Source organism: Halodurantibacterium flavum, assembly GCF_042681825.1.
GTDB lineage: Bacteria > Pseudomonadota > Alphaproteobacteria > Rhodobacterales > Rhodobacteraceae > Halodurantibacterium > Halodurantibacterium flavum.
Genome location: NZ_JBHUGH010000003.1, coordinates 186,589 through 205,099, shown reverse-complemented (window position 1 = coordinate 205,099; position 18,511 = coordinate 186,589). Strand labels below are relative to the sequence as shown.

At 69.6% G+C, this 18,511-nt stretch carries 18 protein-coding genes and 1 pseudogene; 11 read left to right on the top strand and 8 right to left on the bottom strand.

From position 1 onward, the window contains the following. Positions 1–5 precede the first annotated feature (5 nt). Positions 6–866: a helix-turn-helix transcriptional regulator gene (locus ACFSGJ_RS04755; protein ID WP_390259849.1), complete on the bottom strand. Its 861-nt coding sequence runs from the start codon at positions 864–866 to the stop codon at positions 6–8. Between the two features lie 104 nt (positions 867–970). Between ACFSGJ_RS04755 and ACFSGJ_RS04750 the strand changes: the two are divergent. Beyond that, positions 971–1,765, top strand: a pseudogene (locus ACFSGJ_RS04750) (fatty acid desaturase); the annotation flags it as partial. 93 nt (positions 1,766–1,858) lie between these two features. Here the strand turns inward: ACFSGJ_RS04750 and ACFSGJ_RS04745 are convergent. Both ACFSGJ_RS04745 and ACFSGJ_RS04740 read right to left on the bottom strand, forming a co-directional pair. After that, positions 1,859–2,506 carry an NUDIX hydrolase gene (locus ACFSGJ_RS04745; RefSeq protein ID WP_390259848.1) on the bottom strand — a complete coding sequence of 216 codons (648 nt, stop codon included), beginning with the start codon at positions 2,504–2,506 and terminating at the stop codon, positions 1,859–1,861. Then, on the bottom strand, positions 2,503–2,883 hold the full coding sequence (locus ACFSGJ_RS04740; protein WP_390259847.1) for a DUF983 domain-containing protein: 381 nt from the start codon (positions 2,881–2,883) through the stop codon (positions 2,503–2,505). Before ACFSGJ_RS04740 ends, ACFSGJ_RS04745 begins: the two co-directional genes overlap by 4 nt. A 216-nt stretch (positions 2,884–3,099) precedes the next feature. On the opposite strand from ACFSGJ_RS04740, the gene ACFSGJ_RS04735 reads away from it, so the two are divergent. The 4 genes from ACFSGJ_RS04735 to ACFSGJ_RS04720 all read left to right on the top strand — a co-directional run bounded on the left by ACFSGJ_RS04735 (position 3,100) and on the right by ACFSGJ_RS04720 (position 5,384). Then, complete coding sequence (locus ACFSGJ_RS04735; RefSeq protein WP_390259846.1) at positions 3,100–3,744, top strand: EF-hand domain-containing protein; 645 nt, start codon at positions 3,100–3,102, stop codon at positions 3,742–3,744. A gap of 124 nt (positions 3,745–3,868) precedes the next feature. Continuing rightward, positions 3,869–4,453: an RNA polymerase sigma factor gene (locus tag ACFSGJ_RS04730; protein ID WP_390259845.1), complete on the top strand. Its 585-nt coding sequence runs from the start codon at positions 3,869–3,871 to the stop codon at positions 4,451–4,453. Further along, positions 4,446–4,835: a dihydroorotate dehydrogenase gene (locus ACFSGJ_RS04725; RefSeq protein WP_390259844.1), complete on the top strand. Its 390-nt coding sequence runs from the start codon at positions 4,446–4,448 to the stop codon at positions 4,833–4,835. The genes ACFSGJ_RS04730 and ACFSGJ_RS04725 overlap by 8 nt, the downstream gene beginning before the upstream one ends. A 3-nt stretch (positions 4,836–4,838) precedes the next feature. After that, positions 4,839–5,384 carry a periplasmic heavy metal sensor gene (locus ACFSGJ_RS04720; protein WP_390259843.1) on the top strand — a complete coding sequence of 182 codons (546 nt, stop codon included), beginning with the start codon at positions 4,839–4,841 and terminating at the stop codon, positions 5,382–5,384. Between the two features lie 538 nt (positions 5,385–5,922). Here ACFSGJ_RS04720 and ACFSGJ_RS04715 read toward each other — a convergent pair. Continuing rightward, positions 5,923–7,329, bottom strand: a complete 1,407-nt coding sequence (locus ACFSGJ_RS04715) for a diguanylate cyclase (protein WP_390259842.1) — start codon at positions 7,327–7,329, stop codon at positions 5,923–5,925. A gap of 94 nt (positions 7,330–7,423) precedes the next feature. Here ACFSGJ_RS04715 and ACFSGJ_RS04710 point away from each other — a divergent pair, with 94 nt between their 5' ends. After that, a complete protein-coding gene (locus tag ACFSGJ_RS04710; RefSeq protein ID WP_390259841.1) occupies positions 7,424–7,708 on the top strand; it encodes a DUF3572 domain-containing protein in 285 nt (94 codons plus the stop codon). Positions 7,709–7,755: 47 nt separating this feature from the next. Here the strand turns inward: ACFSGJ_RS04710 and ACFSGJ_RS04705 are convergent, their stop codons facing one another. Next, entirely contained in the window at positions 7,756–8,283 is a 528-nt protein-coding gene (locus ACFSGJ_RS04705) for a MarR family winged helix-turn-helix transcriptional regulator (protein WP_390259840.1), read from the bottom strand. An 84-nt stretch (positions 8,284–8,367) separates the two neighbouring features. Between ACFSGJ_RS04705 and ACFSGJ_RS04700 the strand changes: the two genes are divergently transcribed. The 4 genes from ACFSGJ_RS04700 (at position 8,368) to ACFSGJ_RS04685 (ending at position 13,861) form a co-directional block, all read left to right on the top strand. After that, on the top strand, positions 8,368–9,081 hold the full coding sequence (locus tag ACFSGJ_RS04700) for an HAD family hydrolase (protein WP_390259839.1): 714 nt from the start codon (positions 8,368–8,370) through the stop codon (positions 9,079–9,081). Positions 9,082–9,182: 101 nt separating this feature from the next. After that, complete coding sequence (locus tag ACFSGJ_RS04695) at positions 9,183–10,757, top strand: trimethylamine methyltransferase family protein (protein ID WP_390259838.1); 1,575 nt, start codon at positions 9,183–9,185, stop codon at positions 10,755–10,757. An 81-nt stretch (positions 10,758–10,838) separates the two neighbouring features. Continuing rightward, on the top strand, positions 10,839–12,596 hold the full coding sequence (locus ACFSGJ_RS04690; protein WP_390259837.1) for a DUF4153 domain-containing protein: 1,758 nt from the start codon (positions 10,839–10,841) through the stop codon (positions 12,594–12,596). Between the two features lie 11 nt (positions 12,597–12,607). After that, positions 12,608–13,861: a LysR substrate-binding domain-containing protein gene (locus ACFSGJ_RS04685; protein WP_390259836.1), complete on the top strand. Its 1,254-nt coding sequence runs from the start codon at positions 12,608–12,610 to the stop codon at positions 13,859–13,861. 36 nt (positions 13,862–13,897) lie between these two features. Here ACFSGJ_RS04685 and dapA read toward each other — a convergent pair whose 3' ends face one another. Further along, a complete protein-coding gene (gene dapA, locus ACFSGJ_RS04680; RefSeq protein WP_390259835.1) occupies positions 13,898–14,770 on the bottom strand; it encodes a 4-hydroxy-tetrahydrodipicolinate synthase in 873 nt (290 codons plus the stop codon). Between the two features lie 159 nt (positions 14,771–14,929). Between dapA and ACFSGJ_RS04675 the strand changes: the two genes are divergently transcribed. Continuing rightward, positions 14,930–16,894 (top strand): lytic transglycosylase domain-containing protein, encoded by a 1,965-nt coding sequence (locus ACFSGJ_RS04675; RefSeq protein ID WP_390259834.1) that lies wholly within the window; start codon positions 14,930–14,932, stop codon positions 16,892–16,894. Here ACFSGJ_RS04675 and ACFSGJ_RS04670 read toward each other — a convergent pair. After that, positions 16,863–17,759: a DMT family transporter gene (locus ACFSGJ_RS04670; protein WP_390260128.1), complete on the bottom strand. Its 897-nt coding sequence runs from the start codon at positions 17,757–17,759 to the stop codon at positions 16,863–16,865. The genes ACFSGJ_RS04675 and ACFSGJ_RS04670 overlap by 32 nt on opposite strands. Next, complete coding sequence (mnmC2, locus tag ACFSGJ_RS04665; RefSeq protein ID WP_390259833.1) at positions 17,756–18,466, bottom strand: tRNA (5-methylaminomethyl-2-thiouridine)(34)-methyltransferase MnmC2; 711 nt, start codon at positions 18,464–18,466, stop codon at positions 17,756–17,758. Before mnmC2 ends, ACFSGJ_RS04670 begins: the two co-directional genes overlap by 4 nt. Positions 18,467–18,511 lie beyond the last annotated feature (45 nt).

Genomic DNA, 18,511 nt, shown 5'->3' with positions numbered 1-18,511 from the left:
CGATGTCACTCGACCTCGTCCCGCAGGGCGCGGATCAGGGCCGGCACCTCGCGCGCGCCGGTTTCGGCCTCGCGCAGCAGCCAGTCGAAATGCCGCGTCATGCGGTCCACCCGTTCGCGGTCGCGAAAGGCCAGGTAGTGGCGCCCCAGATAAAGCACCGCCAGCAGCGGGCCGAAAACCGTGATCGGCGCCGAAAAGACCCGCCGCGCGTCAAAGACGTAAAGCCGCAGCGCCGGGTAAAGCTGGTCCAGCAGGTCGAGCAGCCAGTCCAGTTGCGCGCGGCGCAGCTCTGGGGGCAGCCCCTCGTAATATCCCTCGCCGCGGGCAAAGGCGCGCAGTTCATGCAGCGGCACCGCGATCTCGAAATCCGACCGGCCGCTGCGCATCCAGGCCAGCCGGTCCTCTGACGCGCCGATCGCCTGTTCGACGGTGCGGCCCAGATGCGGTTCATATTCCCAGCGCAGCAGGTCGCGGGTCTTGAGCATGTCGGGCAGCGTCGCGGGCACATGCCGGATCTTGTAGCCCGCTGCCTCCAGATGCCAGGCAAAGATCTGTTCATCGGCCAGCGCGCGCGGCGCCTCGGTCATGGTCATGCTGGCCGCGATCAGGTCGGCCATGCGTTCCGGCCGGTCGGTCAGCCCCAGAAGCCAGTCCGCGCTGGTCCCGAGCGCCGCCGCGCATTCCGCCACAAGCTGCGCATTTGGCAGCCGCGCGCCATCCGGCGCCAGCAGTTGCGAGACCGTCGAACGGTCGGCGCCGATGGCGCGGGCCAGCGCGCTCTGGTTCATGCCGGCCTCGGACAGGACCTGTGACAGGCGCTGACGAAAGAGGGTGGCGCGGCTTCGTTTGTCCACTGGGTGCAACATTGGTGATTATACTCACAGAAGTTGCGAAAAAGTTGCCTAGATCCAGAATACGACGCAACGCGCCTTCCGGCTAGCCTCAAGGGGCAAAAGATCCGGAAGGGGGAATGATGAAGGCGTTGACGCGCGCAAAGGCGGAATGGCAGGTGGAATGGCCGACCCTTGGCCTCCTGATGCTCTGCTACGGGGTCTGGGCGCTGGGCACGATGCTGCCGGTCTGGGCGGGGCTGCCGGTGCTGACGCTCGCGATCGCGCTTCATTCCTCGCTTCAGCATGAGGCGCTGCATGGCCACCCGTTCCGCAGCCGCCGCCTGAACGAGGCGCTGGTCTTTCCCGCGCTGGGGCTTCTGGTGCCCTATCGCCGTTTTCGTGATACGCATCTGGCGCATCATCGCGACGCGATCCTGACCGATCCCTATGACGATCCGGAATCGAACTATCTCGACCCTGCCGTATGGGCGCAGCTGGGGCGCCCGATGCGGGTTCTGCTGCGCGCAAACAACCTGCTGATCGGGCGTATCCTGCTCGGGCCGCTGATCTCTCAGGCGTTGTTCCTGCGGGGCGAATGGCAGTTGCGGGGCGATGCGGGCGTGCGCCGGGCGTGGCTGCTGCATGGCCTGGGCGTGGCGATGGTGCTGGCGTGGATGCATTGGATCGCCCTGATGCCGGGCTGGGCGTATGGCCTTGCCGCCTATGCGGGGTTCGGCATCCTCAAGATCCGGACGTTTCTGGAACATCAGGCCCATGAAAAGGCGCGGGGCCGCACCGTCATCATCGAGGATCGCGGGCCCTTGTCGCTGCTTTTCCTCAACAACAACCTGCATGTCGTGCACCACATGCACCCGGCGGTGCCGTGGTATCGCCTGCCGGCGCTCTATTTCGGCAACCGTCAGCGGTATCTCAGCCGCAACGACGGCTACATGTACCGGTCCTATGCCGAGGTCTTCCGGCGTTACCTGCTGCGGGCCAAGGACCCGGTGCCGCATCCGCTCTGGTCAGGGAATACGGCGAAAGACCGGCTCGGGGCCGCTGTTGTCCAGAAAGGGCACGCTGTCGATGCGGAACCCCGACGCGATGGCGTCGCCCACCTCGGCCAGCACGAGTTCCGTGACGAAGGGCAGGTCGAGATTCCGGGCACGGCCCAGCGGCACCCAGTGCAGGCTGTCCAGTTCGTCGCAGGCGCGGGTGAAGTCGTCGGGGCTGCCCTGAACCGCTGAGGCGGGCGCAAGGAAGAACCGCGCGTCGAACCGGCGGCTGCGCCCGGGCGGGGTGATCGCGCGAAAGAAATGGCAAAGCCCGCCGGCAGAGGGGCGCAGACCCGCCATGGCAAAGGCGCGCCATGGCTCCGGGGCATCCCATGCGCCCGGAACCCCCAGCAGAAGGCCGGTCTCCTCGGCCAGTTCGCGCAGGGCGGCCGCGGCCAGTGCCGTACCCCCTGCGCCCAGCCGCCGCGCGCAAGGGTCGGCCAGGGGCGCGGCAAGGGGGACGCCGGCGTCGCCCGGGTCAACCGCGCCGCCGGGAAAGACGAATTTGGACGGCATGAAGGCCGCGCCCGCATTGCGCCGGCCCATCAGCACGGCAGGACCGTCCGGCGTTTCGCGCAGCAAAACGATGCTGGCCGCATCCCGTATGGACGGGGTCATCCGGGCGGCCTGCCGAACCCGTGCATCCGCTTGGCCCATTGCACGCCGACGATGACCCCCTTGAGGCGCGGCAGCAGATAAAGGGACAGCGCCACCACCCCCACCGAAAAGATCGTGATCGTCACCAGCGGTTCGGGCCGCCACACCCCATAGACCCAAAGGATCAGCGGCGCGAGCACATGCCCCACGATCAGGATCGTCAGATAGGCCGGCCCGTCATCCGCCCGGTGGTGGTGCAGGTCCTCGCCGCAGACCGGGCAGGTGTCGCGCACCTTCAGATAGCCCTTGAGCAGCGGGCCGGACCCGCAATTCGGGCAGCGGCGTTTCCAGCCACGGCGCAGCGCCGGGCCCAGCGGGCGGTCGGGTTCGTCTGTCATCGGGGGTGCCATCCTATCCGCCTCGTGCTGCGGATGTGTTATGCCGAAAGGATTGATTAATCCTTATTTCCCCGCGGGGAAAGACCCTGATCCCGCTTGCGGCGGGATGTCGCGAACCGCCCCGCATCATTTTCCGCGACGGAAGCCACGCTTGCCTCCGTTTCATGTCTGAACGCGGCGGCAGTGCCGCGTCCCATGAAGCAGGAGTTGTTGTTCATGATACGCAAGTCACATGCCCTGGCGGTCGCGCTCGCCCTTGCCGGGCCCGCATCGGCCGTGGGTTCGGTCGCCAGTGCGCAGGGCTTCGGCCCCGGTGGTCATCACGGGATTGGTGCGGGGATGGGCGCGGGCGCCTTTTCGTTCGAGACCTTCGACCTCGATGGCGACGGCCGCATCACGCAAGAGGAATTCGCCGCGTTCCGCGCCAGCCGTATCGAGGGGCTCGACGCGAATGGCGACGGGCTCCTCTCGGCCGAGGAAATCGCCGCCCATCAGATGCGGCTGATCGAGCGGCAGGTCGAGGCGCGCGCCACCGCCCTTGTCGCGGCGCTGGATCTCGATGGCGACGGCCTGCTGAGCGTCGAGGAAATGGCCGCCTATCCTGGCGCGGTGATCCCGATGATGCCGGGCTCGATCTTTGACCGGATCGACCGTGACGGCGACGGGGCGATCACCGCCGAGGAATTCGAGCGCGCCCGCGCCATGATGCAGCAGCGCCGGGGCGAAGGGCGTCTGGGCGGCCCCCGGGCTGAACGGGGCGAACGTGGCGGTCCGCGCGGGGAACGGCCCGAAGGCCGCCGCCCGCCGCCGCCCGCCGAGGCCGCGCCGGCGGAACCCGGTGCGCCCGCAACCGCGCAGTAAACGGCGCGACAGGACTGCCGCGCCCGGATCCTTTCGGGCGCGGTGCTGGAAAAAACCCGGGTCCGCACGCGCCATGGGCGGGCGGATTGCCCGGGAACGGAAATCGGGATAGGCCAGAGGCAGGATGAACATGCCCTATGACGCCCTGACCGAGGCCACGGACGAGGCGCTGCTGGTTCTCTACGCCAATGGCGACCCGGTGGCGGCGCGCGAACTGGCCCGGCGGCTGGTGCCCCGGTGCCTCGGCTTTGCCGCGCGGATGCTGGGCGACGGGGCCGAGGCCGAGGATGTGGCGCAAGAGGCGATGCTGCGTCTGTGGCGGATCGCGCCCGACTGGCGCCCGGGCGAGGCGCAGGTCGCCACCTGGCTTTACCGGGTGGTCGCGAACCTCTGCACCGACCGGCTGCGGCGGCGCAGGCCCGTCGACCTCGACGCGGTGCCGGAACCGGAGGACGGCGCACCCGGCCCCCTTTCGGCGATGCTGGATGCGCATCGGGCCGAGGCGTTGCAGGCGGCGCTTGACCGGTTGCCCGAACGGCAGCGGCAGGCGGTCGTCCTGCGCCATCTGGAGGGGATGGGAAACCCCGATATCGGCGCGATAATGGGAATTGGAACCGAGGCGGTCGAAAGCCTCGTGGCACGTGGAAAGAGGGCGTTGGCCGGGATGCTGCGGCATCGACGGCGGGATCTGGGGTATGGCGATGACTGAACGGAATGATCTGCCGAGCGGCGCGGAGCGGGAGGATGCGACATCCCTCGATCCGTTCTTTGCCGCCATGAAAACGCGGACCCCCGCCCCGGGCGAGGATCTGATGGCGCGCATTCTGGCCGATGCCGACCGGCTGCAACCCGCGCCCCCCGCCTTTGCCCCCCGGCGTTCCTTGCGCCCGCGCTGGCGCGAGGCGCTGTCGGCCTTCGGCGGATGGCAGGCGGTGACGGGCCTCGTGACAGCGACGGTCGCCGGGCTCTGGCTCGGGCTCAGCCCGCCCGCCGCCGTCGCGGGCCTTGCCGAGGGGCTCTGGTCGCAGCCGGTGGCGCTGGAGCTCACCGACCAGTACGAGATATTCGCCGACCTTCTGGGAGAGGGGTAAGACATGGCCGAGCCGCATGAAACCGCCCGCGCCCCCCGGCGCCCCCGCGCGCCCCGCTGGATGCAGATCCTGCTGTTCCTGTCGCTGGCGGTGAACCTGGTCGGGCTCGGCGTGCTGGCGGGCGGGGTGATCACGCGCGGGGGGCCGGGCGGCCCGCCCCCCGTGGTGCTGCGCGACATCAGCCTTGGCGCCTATTCCGAGGCGCTTTCGCCCGAGGATCGCGCGGCGCTGCGGTCTGCCTTCCGGCAAAACGTGCCGGCGCTGCGCGATCTGCGCGATCAGCAACGCGCGGAGCAGGCGCGCCTGCTGGAGGCGCTGCGCGCCCAACCCTTCTCGCCCGACGCCGTGGCCGCGATACTGGAGACGCAGCGCGGGCGCCTGCTGCGCGCGACCGAGATCGGACATGGCGCCCTGCTGGCCCGCCTGACCGAGATGGACAACGCCGCGCGCGCGGGCTTTGCCGACCGGCTGGAAGAGGCGCTTGCCCGCCGGCCGGGCCCGGGGGGCGGTGGGCCCGGTCGCCGCCATGGGGATGCGCCGCAGCCCTAGGGTTGGCCTGACGTTTGCCGCCTGGACGCGGTGCTTGGGCCTCGCCCCACCACGCGAGCGCGGAAAACGGGCGGCACGGGGCCGGTTGCTGACGCGCGCTCGCGCGGCTCTGCCCCCTCGCGCGAAGCGGCGAACGGATTTGGGCGCTTCTAGCCGGACGGTGCAGCCCTCTGCCCGCGCGCAAGGGGACGGTCGGCAAGATACCCGGGCCCGCCGGAGATCACCCTGGCCGCGCGCCGCCCCGCGTGCAAAGGACGACTGGCCCGCTGACGTGGCCACGCGCCCAAACGCCCGGTTCCCGGGCGGAGTTGAACCGGCCCCTTCCCGCAGGCCTGTATCGGCGGTTCGGCAAACCGCGCGGAGCGGAAGGCACATCGGAAAGCAGTTCATCGAGCTCGTCCAGGCCTCCCACGCACGCGGAACGGCAGGTCGGGGATCAGGTCCGGGCTCACGCCCAGCATGCACTCGGCAGCACGCCGCGTGGCGCCGGTCATCATCGTCGTCCGAACGTTCCGCCTGCGCAGAACGCCCAAGCCCATCAGGCCGCGCGGGCGCTGATCGTGACCTGATTTCGCCCGCCGGCCTTGGCGCGCAGAAGCGCGCGGTCGGCGTCGCGCAGGGCCTCTTCGGCACTGATCCGCGAGAGGCTGCCATCCCCCACCGCGAGGCCGATCGAGATCGTCACCTGCACCGCGCCATCGAGGCCCGGAAGGGCGACGGGGGTTTCGGCGATGCGGCGGCGCAGCCCCTCGGCGATCTGGCGGGCGGCGCCGATCTGGCATCCGGGCAGCACGATCAGGAATTCCTCGCCCCCCGTCCGGGCCAGAAGGTCGGCCTCGCGCAGGCCGTCCTGCATCAGCCGCGCGATCCGGGCCAGAACGGCATCGCCTGCCGCATGGCCCCAGGTGTCGTTCACCGCCTTGAAGTGGTCGATGTCGATGGCCATCACGACGAAGGACCGGCCGCTGCGCCGCGCCTGCGCCTCGATCCGCCCAAGCTCGCTGAGCGCGTAGCGCCGGTTGAAAAGCCCGGTCAGCGGGTCCCGGATCGCAAGCTGGAGCCCGTCGGTCACCAGCGACTGCAGGCGATCCCCCTCACGCTTGCGGCGCAGATGCGCACCAAGGCGCAACGCGACCTCTTGCGGACGAAACCGGTCGGGGACCAGCGCATCCGCCCCGAGGTCGAGCGCGGTCGCGCCAAGCGCCCATTCGTCGGGGCCAAGGACGACGGCGACGGCGGCCTGCCGGCTGCTTGCGCGGCTGCGCAGGCTGGCGAGAAGCTGAAGCCCGTCGCCCGCAGCCTCGATCGCCGCGTCGATCAGGTAGATATCCGCGGCGCGCGCGCCGGCCGGCGCCCCACGCAGCACCCCGCCCAGTGCCTCGGCACGGTCCATGACGGTGAATTCGGCGGCGATCCACGGTTCCAGCGCACGCTGCCAGGCAAGACCGCGCTGCGCGGTCGCCGCGACAAGCGCGATGCGCGGCAGGCTTTCGAACAGCGCGCCCGGTTCCGCAAGGCCGATGGCGCGGCAGGGCGCGCTTTGGCTGTGCAGGCCCGCAAGTTCGTCCTGTCGCCGCAGCAGCGCGCGGATCTGTGCCATCAGCAGCGCAGGTGCCGCGTCATCCCCCAGAACCTCATCCGACAGAACCTCATCCGCGCCGGCCTCAAGACAGGCGAGGCCGCCGGCCACATCGGCATCGGCGCAAAGCGCGATCACCGGCAGCGCGGCGCCATCGGGGCGCGCGCGGATGATACGGGCGGTGACCTGCGGCGGCGCATCGCCAAGCGGCCCCAGCAGAATCAGCGCGGGTCCGTCGCGCAGCGCGGCGCGCAGATCCGGAAGGGTCGCGACACCGGCGACCGGATGACATGCCGCTGACACGAGATTTTCCAGCGTCTTGCGCCGCGCGCTGTCGCCATCCGCGATGAGGATCTGTCCCGCCATGCGGCCCCCGCCTTTCTGAACCCGCTGTCAGCTTGGCGCAGAACTGGTTAAGGAAGTCTTGAGACAGGTAAGGTGAGACAGGCGAAGAAGGACCATGGCGATGCGTCAGGAACAGGCTGAAACCGTCGCGTTGCAGGCGCTTGGCTGGCTGGCCGCGAATGATGACCTGCTGCCGGTTTTCCTTGGGGCGACGGGCAGTTCGCTGGACGACCTGCGGCAGCGTGCCGCCGAGCCGGAGTTTCTGGGCGCGGTCCTGGATTTCCTGCTGATGGACGATGCCTGGGTCGTTGCCTGCGGTGATGCGCTGACACTGCGCTACGAACGGCTGGCCGAGGCGCGGGCCGCGCTGCCGGGCGGGGCGCAGATGCACTGGACCTGAGGGGGCGGCCCCCGGATGGAGCTTCGGCCCGGCCAGAACTTCGGAGGTCAGAACTTCGGCAGGTCGCGGGCCTCGCCCTCGCGCAGGCGGGCCATCAGGCGGCCCAGCTCCGCGGCCTCGCCCGGGCCGAGCTTGCCGAGGAAGTGGCGGCCGTTCTCCTCGACCAGCGGGGTCGCTGCGGCAAGCAGGTCGCAGCCCGCGGCGGTCAGTTCGACCGTGGTCGTTCGCCGGTCGGGGGCGCCCGAACGCCGTTCGAGCCATCCGGCCTCTTCCATCTGGCGCAGCGCGCGCGAGAGCGCCGTCCGGTCCACCCCGATGAACTCGGCGATTTCCGACGGTTGCCGCAGGCCTTCGTTCTGCACGGCAAGCAGGGTGCACCATGTGATCCGCGTCAGGCCCAGCGTCCGCAGCGCATCGTCCAGCCGCCGTTCCTGTAGACGCGAGGTCAGCGTCATCTGGTAAAGCACGGATTCATGGAGCCGGTAGGCCGTGCTGGTCCGGTCGCTTTCACGGGCGCCGCCCTGCGGGCGGTCCGGCGGGGTGTGGGGCGGGCGTTCGGGGCGGGGCTGGGACATGGCGGCACGCTCCGGCATTGCGGCGCGCTTGTCAATTGCGCGCGGGGCGGGGCTGCGTTAAGGCGCGGCAACACCGGAGGTTACATGGCCGATTTGCAGGGCGTCGTCTTTGACAAGGATGGGACGCTGTTCGATTTCCACGCCACCTGGGGCAACTGGACGGCGCGCCTGACCGAGGTTCTGGCGCAGGGCGACGCGGCGCTTGGGGCGCAGATGGCCGATGCCCTGGGCTATGACCGCGACAGCGGCAGCTTTCGCAAGGACAGCATCGTCATCGCCTCGACCCCGCCAGAGATTGCCGCGCATCTGCTGCCGTTCCTGCCGGGGCGCGATCTGGGCGGGTTGGTGATGCAGATGAACCGCCTTGCCGCCGACGCCCCGCAGGCCGAGGCCGTGCCGCTGCGCCCCCTGCTGCGCGGGCTTCGGACGCGGGGGTTGCGGCTGGGCGTCGCGACGAACGACGCCGAAACGCCCGCCCGGACCCATCTGGAGGCGGCAGGGGTCGAGGATTGCTTCGACTTCATCGCCGGGTCGGATTCCGGCTGGGGCGGCAAGCCTGCGGCCGGGCAGCTTCTGGCCTTTGCCTCGGCCTTCGGGCTGCGGCCCGATGCGGTGGTGATGGTGGGCGACAGCCTGCACGACCTTGTCGCGGGACGGGCGGCGGGAATGCGCACGGTCGCCGTCCTGACGGGCATCGCGGGCACGGCCGATCTTGCGCCCTTTGCCGATGCTGTCTTGCCCGATATCGGTCATCTGCCGGACTGGATCGCGGCCCAGGCGGGTGCCGGCCCCGTCTGATTCATCCGCGCCGGCCGAAAACGACGCATTCGCGTCGGGAATGGAAATCCGGTGACGCGCGCCGCTTGCTGTTCTGTCGGAAACAGCAAGGGGGTGTCGCAATGACCGTCACGGAGGATATCGCGAGCGGTCCGGCCCGGCGAAAGCGGGCGGGCGGCCGCGCGGGCGGGCGTATCCGCGCGGGCACGGCGGTCATCGACCAGATGCCCTGGCGCATCCCCGAAAACCCCGACCGGCCCACCGAACCGCTGGACGAGGCCGGGGTCGAGGCCCTGCATCGTGGCTGCATGACGATCCTGCGGGATATCGGGATCGAGTTCCTGAACCCCGAGGCCTGCGCGATCCTGCGGCAGGCCGGTTGCCGGGTCGAGGGCACGAATGTCCGCATGGACGAGGATTTCGTGATGGAGATGCTGGCCCACGCGCCGGCAAGTTTCACCATCACCCCCCGCAACCCCGGGCGCGAGATCGTCATCGGCGGGCGGCACATGGTCTTCGTCAACGTCTCCAGTCCGCCCAACGCATGGGATCTGGAACGCGGCAAGCGCCCCGGCGATTTCGAGACCTTCCGCGAGTTCATGAAGCTGACGCAGTATTTCAACTGCATCCATGTCGCGGGCGGCTATCCGGTCGAACCGATCGACATCCATCCTTCGGTCCGGCATCTCGATTGCCTGCGGGAAAAGCTGATCCTGACCGACAAGGTGGTCCATGCCTACAGCCTGGGCGCCGAGCGGGTCGAGGACGTGATGGAGATGACGCGCCTTGCGGGCGGGCTCAGCCATGAGGCGTTCGAGGCGCGGCCGCGCATGTACACGAACATCAACTCGGTCTCGCCGCTCAAGCATGACCACCCGATGCTGGACGGGGCGATGCGCTGCGCCCGGCGCGGGCAGGCGGTGATCGTGACGCCGTTTACGCTGGCGGGGGCGATGGCGCCCGTGACGATGGCGGGCGCGGTCGCGCTCAGCCTTGCCGAGGGGCTGTCGGCGATTGCGCTCTTGCAATACATCAACCCGGGCTGCCCGGTGGGGATCGGAACCTTCACCTCGAACGTGGACATGAAGACCGGCGCGCCCGCCTTTGGCACGCCGGAATACATGCGCGCGACCCAGATGACCGGGCAGATGGCGCGGTTCTACGGGTTGCCGCTGCGATCGTCGGGCGTCTGCGCCGCGAATATCCCGGACGGGCAGGCGATGTGGGAAACATCGAACAGCCTTTGGGCGGCGGTGCAATCGGGCACCAACATGGTCTATCACGCGGCCGGCTGGCTGGAGGGCGGGCTGATCGCCAGCCCCGAGAAATTCGTGATGGATTGCGAGGTGCTGCAGATGATCCAGCGCTATTTCGAGCCCGCGACCTGGGCGACCACGCCCGAGGATATCGCGCTCGACGCCATCGCCGAGGTGGGGCCGCAAGGGCATTTCTTTGGCTGCCAGCACACGCAGGACCGCTATAGCACCGCCTTTTACGCGCCCATCGCATCCGACTGGCGCAACTTCGAGGCCTGGAGCCTCGATGGCGCGGTCGGCACGGCGGAACGCGCGCATCGCATCTACAAGGCCATTCTGGAGGAGTTCGAGCCCCCGCCGATGGAGGACGCCCATCGCGCGGCGCTGGAGGAATTCGTGGCCCGGCGCAAGCAGGAAGGCGGCGCGCCCACGGATTTCTGACCGGATGCCCTGCGCGGGGGCTCTGGCACCCGGCGGCGGCTGCGCCTAACCTGCGCCACAAAGGACAGGAACGGGCAGGACATGCGGCAGGCAGAGACAACGGGAATGCGGGCGGCCTTCGTGCTGGTCGGAACGGCGGCGGGCACGGGGTTCTGGCTGCTCGTCGAGGTGCTGGGCGATCTGCTGACCGATCCGCAATGGACGGTGGCGGTCTTTTCCTTTGCCGCCGTGTTCTTTGGCTGCCTTCTGGCGATGCTCGGACCCCTTGCCGCGCGCGCGGTGCTGCCCGCGGCGGGGCTGGCGCTGGTCGTTGCGGTCGCGCTGGGATGGGCGAGCGGGCGCCATGCGGACCCGTCGCGGTTTTTCGACCTGCAGTACCCGGGGATGGCCGCGCTGATCCTTGCGCTGGTGCCGATGCCCTTCCTGATCGCCGCGCGCCGGCGGGGTGAGGGGTGGCGGAACTATGCCGCCCTGTTCGGCCACGGCTGGAGCATCGTCGCCCGCTATGCGGCGGCGGCGATGTTCGTGGGGATCGGATGGCTGGTGCTGTGGCTGTCGGACCTGTTGCTGCAGGTGGCGGGGGTCGAGGTGATCGCGCGGCTGCGCGATGTCCCGGCCTTTCCCTACATCTTTACAGGGCTTGCGGCGGGGCTGGCGCTGGCCGTGGTGCATGAGTTTTCGGATTACGTCTCGCCCCAGCTGATGCTGCGGCTCTTCCGGGTGCTGATCCCGGTGGTTCTGGTCGTGGTAGGGGTGTTCCTGATCGCGCTGCCGCTGCGCGGGCTCGAGAGCCCGTTTGGCGGCGCCTCGGTCGCGGGGACGCTCTTGTCGATGGCGGTCGGGATCACGCTGTTGGTCAGCAGCGGAATCGATGCGAGCGATGACACCGCCGTCCACTCGCCCCTGCTGCGGTTGTCGGTGCAGGGGCTGGCGCTGATGCTGCCGATGATCGCGGGGCTGGCGGTCTGGGCGATCTGGCTGCGGGTCGGCGACTTTGGCTGGACGCCACAGCGGCTGATCGGCGCGGGAACGGCGGCGATCCTGCTCGGCTATGGTCTGGCCTATGCGCTGTCGGTGCTGCGGGGGCTGCTGTGGGGGGGACGCTGGATGCGCCATATCCGGCGGGCGAACATGGGTATGGCGATGATTCTGCCGGTCTATGCGCTGGCCTGGCTGACACCGCTGCTGCACCCGGAGCGCATTTCGGCGCAAAGCCAGCTTGCGCGCTATGACGCGGGCGGGGTCCAGCCGCAGGATCTGCCGTTATGGGACCTGGCCGGGGGCTGGGGCCATGCGGGCCAGGCGGTGCTGGACGATCTGCGCGTCCGGGCGGATGCAGGCGACGAACCGTTGGCGGCGGCGCTGGCCCGGCTGGATGCCGTGCCGCGCGACGGGCGCGAGATGCGCGAGGGGCTGCGGCGCGACCTGCTGGCGCTGATGCCCGTCCTGCCCGCATCCGAGGCTGACGTCGCGCAGCGTATCGTGGCCGAGGCGCACCCCGCCGAGATCCGGCTATGGCTGGATGGCTGCCTGCGTCCCACACCGGGCGGCAATCCCGGCTGCGTGCTGGTCGTGGCCGATTTTCTGCCGCGACTGCCCGGGGCAGAGGCCGTGCTTTTCTATGACAGCCGCGGCGGCTTTGTCGCGCAAGAGGCGTTTTCGCTGGCGGGCGGACCGGGCGCGGGCGCTGCGCCGCAGCGGCTCCGCGCCGCCCCGCTGGTCCCGGCGGATGCGGGAATTGCACGGCTCGATGCGCTGCACCAAGGTGATTATGCGATTGCGCCGCCCGACATCAACGCGCTGGTCATGGATGGCCAGAGCTTCGTCGTCCTGCCCTGAGGCGCGGTCCGGTGGCGTTTCACCCGAACCTGCGCCATGTCCGGCTGTTCAGCCTGTGCCTGTCGGTGGGGTCCATGACCGAGGCCGCATCGCGGATGGGCGTCTCGCAGCCCGCCGCCTCGCAGGCGCTCGCACGGCTGGAAACCGATCTGGCCGCGCCTTTGCTCGAACGGCGGCGGGGGGCCCTGTCGGCGACGGCCGAGGGGGCGCTGTTTGCCAGGCGGGCCGAGCGAGCGCTGGCCTTGGTGCGGGCGGGCTGTGCGGCGCTGGCGCGGCAACGACCGGTGCCCGGGGGCGCGACAGTTGATGCGCAGGCGCCCCGGCAGGAAACCCGGCAGGAAACCCGGCTGGAACATCGCCTGACCACGCCGCATCTGCGCGCCCTCTCGGCCTTTGCCGAGGCCGAGAGCTTTGCCGGTGCCGCGCGGCTTCTGGGGTTGTCCGAGCCTGCCGTGCAGCGCATGGCGCGCCATGTGGAGGCCCTGCTGGAGGTGCCGCTGTTCGAGGGGCCGCGCCACGCGCTGCATTTCTCGGCCGCCGGGCGCGAGGTCGCGCGCTGGTCGGCACTGGCGTTGAAGGAGCTGGAGAATGCCGCCGACGAATTGCGCGAGGCGCGGGGCGAATTCGCGGGCCTTGTCGCGGTGGGAACCCTTCCGCTGGCGCGGACGCAGATCGTGCCCGATGCCGTGTCGGTGGTGGCGCAGCGCCATCCCCGGGCGCGGTTCGAGATACTGGAAGGGGAATACAACCGCCATGTCGCAGATCTGGAACGCGGGCGTATCGACCTTCTGGTGGGCGCCTTGCGCGACGGCCCGCCGGGGCGGGGACTGGTGCAGGAACCGATCCTCGATTTCGACCTCGCCGTGGTGGCGCGGGCGGGGCATCCCCTGGACGGACGGGCAGGGATCGGCCCGGCCGAGATGGCGGCCTTTCCCTGGATCGTCGCCCGGCGCGGCACACCCTCGCGCGGGACGTTCGAGGAACTGGCGCAGGGATTCCCGCCTGACATGCCCGCAAGGCGCAGCGTCGAGACGGGATCACTTGTCGCGATACGCGGATTGCTGACACGCGGGGATCATCTGGCGCTTTTGTCCGCGCATCAGGTGCAATACGAAATCCGGTCGGGGTTGCTGACCACGCTCGATGCGGCGCTGCCCGGGAACCGGCGTCCCATGGGGATCACGACGCGCCGCGGCTGGATGCCCACGGCGCTGATGTCGGAATTCGTCGCGGCCCTGCGGCAGGCCGCGCGCGATCTTGGCTGAGCCCAGGCCAGAGACCCGCCCCGGGCCCGAGATCCGTCAGATCAGCCCGGCATGGCGCATGGCAGCGTCGATCCGCGCCTTGGTCGCGTCGGTCAGGGGCGTCAGCGGCAGCCGCACCTCGGCCGAGCATTTTCCGAGCCGCGAGAGGGCGTATTTCGCCCCCGCCAGCCCCGGTTCCAGGAAGATCGCTGTATGCAGCGGCATCAGCCGGTCCTGATAGTCCAGCGCCATGGCATAGTCGCCGGCAAGCGTCGCCGCCTGGAATTCGGCGCAGAGGCGCGGGGCCACGTTGGCGGTCACACTGATGCAGCCCACGCCGCCATGGGCGTTGAAGCCAAGGGCTGTCGCATCCTCGCCCGAAAGCTGGATGAAGTCGCGCCCGCAGGTCTCGCGCTGCAGGGACACACGCTCGATCTTGCCGGTGGCGTCCTTGACGCCGGCGATGCGTGGCAGTTTCGCCAGTTCGCCCATCGTTTCCGGCAGCATGTCGACGACCGAGCGGCCGGGAATGTTGTAGATGATGATCGGCAGGTTGCAGCAATCGTGCACGGCGGTGAAATGCGCGATCAGCCCCGCCTGCGTCGGCTTGTTGTAATAGGGGGTGACGACCAGCGCCGCATCGGCGCCGACCCGTTCCGCATGGCGGATCAGGCGCAGCCCCTCGGCGGTGCTGTTCGATCCCGCGCCCGCGATCACCGGCACACGTCCCGCGACGGCGCGCACGACCTCTTCGATCACGCGTTCATGTTCCTCGTGGCTGAGCGTGGGGCTTTCGCCCGTCGTGCCCACGGGCACGATCCCGGACGAGCCTTCGGCGATCTGCCATTCGACCAGCGCCTTGAGCGTGTCGAGATCCAGTTCGCCGTCCTTGAACGGCGTCACCAGGGCTGGAATGGACCCTTTGATCATGACACGCTTCTCCTTGATATGGGGCGGGAATCGCCCGGTCGATCCGGCGGAACCTAGCCCCCTGCGCGGGGCTTGCCAAGTTTGTGTGTTGCGGCCCCGGACCCAGGGGTTACTCTGCCCGCGACCCATGATGCCCGGAACAGAAAGAGCCTGCGCCCCGTGACCCCCTCGACCCGCGCCACCCGTGCCGCCTGCGCCCTTTTGCTTGCCACCACGCTGCTGACCGGCCTTGGCTGGGCCACGCCTGCCCATGCCGATCCCGCGCTGGAGGCCGCGCTGAAGCGCGTGGCGGCGCGGGACTGGGCGGCGGCCGGCGCCGCAGCGCAGCCGGCGGGCCCGGTCGCGGCCGATATCGTGGAATGGCACCGGCTGCGGGCGGGACAGGGCACGCTGGCCGAGGTTCAGGCCTTCCTCGCGCGGCGCCCCGACTGGCCGGGGCTGCCGTTCCTGCGCCAGAAGGGCGAAGAGGCGATGGCCGCCACCGCGCGCGGCCCCGAGGAGATCATCGCCTTTTTCGACGGCACGGCGCCCCTGACGGCCGATGGCGCCATTGCCCATGCGCTGGCGCTGCGGGTCGAGGGCCGGAACGAGGAGGCGGGCGCGGCGGCGGTCCGGCTGTGGCGCAGCTTTGCCATGAGCGCCGAACAGCACGATCAGGTGATGGCCGTCTTTGGCGATCTGCTGGCGCCACATCATCAGGCGCGGCTCGATGCGATGCTGGCGGCGGGGCACCGCCAGGATGCCGAACGGATGCTGGTACTGGTCGATCCGGCGCGGCGGCGGCTGGCCGAGGCGCGGATCGCCCTGCAGGCGCGCCAGCCGGGCGTCGATGCCCGCATCGCCGCCGTTCCGTCCGAACTGGCGCAGGATGCGGGCCTTGCCTGGGACCGGTTCGCCTGGCGGATGGTCAACAGCCTTTACGACAGCGCGACGGACCTGATCCTCGAACGCAGCACCTCGGCCGAGGCATTGGGCGAGCCTGCCACATGGGCGCCCCGGCGCGCGCTTCTGGCGCGGCGGGAAATGCGCGAGGGTGATCCCGCGCGGGCCTATCAGGTCGCCTCGCAGCATCATCTGGAGGCGGGCGCGGATTTCGCCGATCTCGAATGGCTGGCGGGGTTCATCGCGCTGCGCCTGCTGGACGATCCGCAAACGGCGCTGGTCCATTTCACCCGGCTGGCCGAGGGCGTGAGCAGCCCGATCAGCCTTGGCCGTGCAGGCTACTGGCTGGGGCGGACCCATGCGGCGCTCGGCAATGCCGAGGCCGCGCAAGAGGCCTATGCCTTTGGCGCGCAGCACCAGACATCGTATTACGGGCTTTTGTCGGCCGAGGCGGCGGACCTGCCGATGGACCCGTCGCTGGCGGGGCGGGAGACCTATGGCGACTGGCGCGAGGCAGGCTTTCGCGACAGTTCCGTCTTTCAGGCCGCGATGATGTTGCAAGAGGCCGGCGACCGCCCGCTTGCGCGCCGGTTCCTGCTGCATCTGGCCGAGGGGCTGCCCGCGCCCGATCTGGGCCGGCTGGCCGCCATGGCGCTGGAGATGGGCGAGCCGAACACAGCCCTTCTGATCGCCAAGCAGGCGGCGGCGCGGGGTGTGATCCTGCCGGAGCCGTATTTCCCGCTGACCTCGCTGGCCGATCTGGACATGCCGGTGCGGCGAGAGCTTGCGCTGGCCATCGCCCGGCGCGAAAGCGAGTTTGACCACACGGTGATCAGCCCGGCCGGCGCGCGCGGCCTGATGCAGGTGATGCCGGGCACCGCCGAGATGATGGCGCGCAAGCTGGGCGAACCCTATGATTTTGCGCGGCTGACCCGGGATGCCGATTACAATGCGCGTCTGGGTACCGCCTATCTGGCCGTGCTTATCGAGGAATTCGGGTCTAACCCCGTCCTTGTGGCCGCGGGCTACAATGCCGGACCCGGACGGCCCCGCACATGGATCAGGACGCTGGGCGACCCGCGTGAAGCCGATGTGGACGTGATCGACTGGGTCGAGATGGTGCCCTTTACCGAGACGCGCAACTACATCATGCGGGTGATGGAATCGCGGATGATCTATCGCGCGCGTCTGGCGGGTGGCCCCGTCCCCCTTACGATGGTGGCAGAGATGAAGGGGCGCTAGCCCCCACCTTGCGCTGCCGCCAGAGGGTAAAGAGACCCGCCCCGACCACGACCAGCGCGCCGATCGCGACATTCAGCCGAACGGTTTCCCCGAAAAGCGTGACCCCCAGGATCGCGACGAAGACCAGCTGAAGATAGGCAAAGGGCTGCACGGCGCTCGCCTCGGCGACCTCGTAGCACTTGATCAGAAGCCAGTGCCCGAGCGAACCCATGCAGCACAAGAGTGCCATCCATCCCCAGTCGGCGGCGGTCATCGGTTCCCAGAACCATATCCCGGCCGCGGTCATCGCGACGGCCCCGGTCGTGCCGGTCCAGAAAAAGCTGACCGCGCTGGTGTCCTGCCGCGCGGCATAGCGTGTCAGGAGCCCGTAAAGCGCGAACATGAACGCCGCCAGCAGCGGGATCGCGGCAAGGGGCGAAAAGACGCCGTAGCCCGGTTGCAGGATGATCAGCACCCCGGCAAAGCCGATGGCGATGGCCGTCCAGCGGCGCCAGCCGACCTTTTCGCCCAGAACCGGGCCCGAGAGGGCCGCGACCAGAAGCGGGTAGGAGGTGAAGACCGCGTGGCTTTCGACGAGCCCCAGCCGGGTAAAGGCCAGGATCATCACGCAGACCTCGCCGGCCAGCAGCAGCCCGCGGAAGATCTGCAAGAGCGGCTGCCGCGTCGCGGCGGCGGCGCGCACGCCCCCCGCCTGCCGCGCGGCCAGCGCGACGACAAAGGCCGCAAAGAACCAGTAGCGGATCATCACGACCATCAGCACGTTGTATTCCGCCGCCAGATGGCGCGAGAGCCCGTCCTGCAACGAAAAGACGAAGGTCGTCGCCACCATGAGCCAGATGCCGAGGCGGGTGTTCTGTTCGGTCATGTCGGGTTCAGCCATCCTGAAGTCATGTGGCGTTTCGATCCGTGTCCCGGCCGCCGTTCCACCGTAAAGCCCGCCGCCGCCAGCGCCCGGCGCACGAAACCGGCTGCGGTATAGGTCGCGAAACTGCCCCCCGGCTGCGTATGGGTCCCGACCTGCCGCATCAGGTCTTCGTCCCAAAGCTCGGGGTTCTTGGCTGGCGAGAAGCCGTCCAGGAACCATGCATCGGCCCGACCCTGCCACCGGGGCAGCGTTTCGCGCGCGTCGCCCAGGATGACCTCGGCCTCCAGCCCCTCGGTCACGATCCGGGTCGCGCCGGCCGCCCATTGGTCGAGGAACGGACCGGCGATCGCCGCTGCCTCGGGGAAGGCCTGCAACGCCCGGGCGATGTCGGTGGCGGGCAGGGGAAAGGCCTCGAAGCTCGTGAAACGGAGCGGGCCGGCTGTGCCCGCGCGCCGCCATTCCAGCAGTGCGGCAAGCATGTTGAGCCCCGTCCCGAACCCAAGCTCGGCGATGTGGAAGCCCGGGCGGAACCGGGCGGGCAGGTCGTTTCCTGCCAGAAACACATGCCGCGTCTCGCCCAGCCCGTCCCCGAGCGAGAAATAGGGGTCATCGAACCGGGTGGATACCGGCACCATGTCCGCGCGCCATTCGAGATCCGCCATCCGGTCCCGCTGGTCCGCAATCTGGTCCGGTCGCTGGTCGGACATGCTGATTTGCCTTACACCCGTTCGCGGGCGACAATGGGCAAGGGC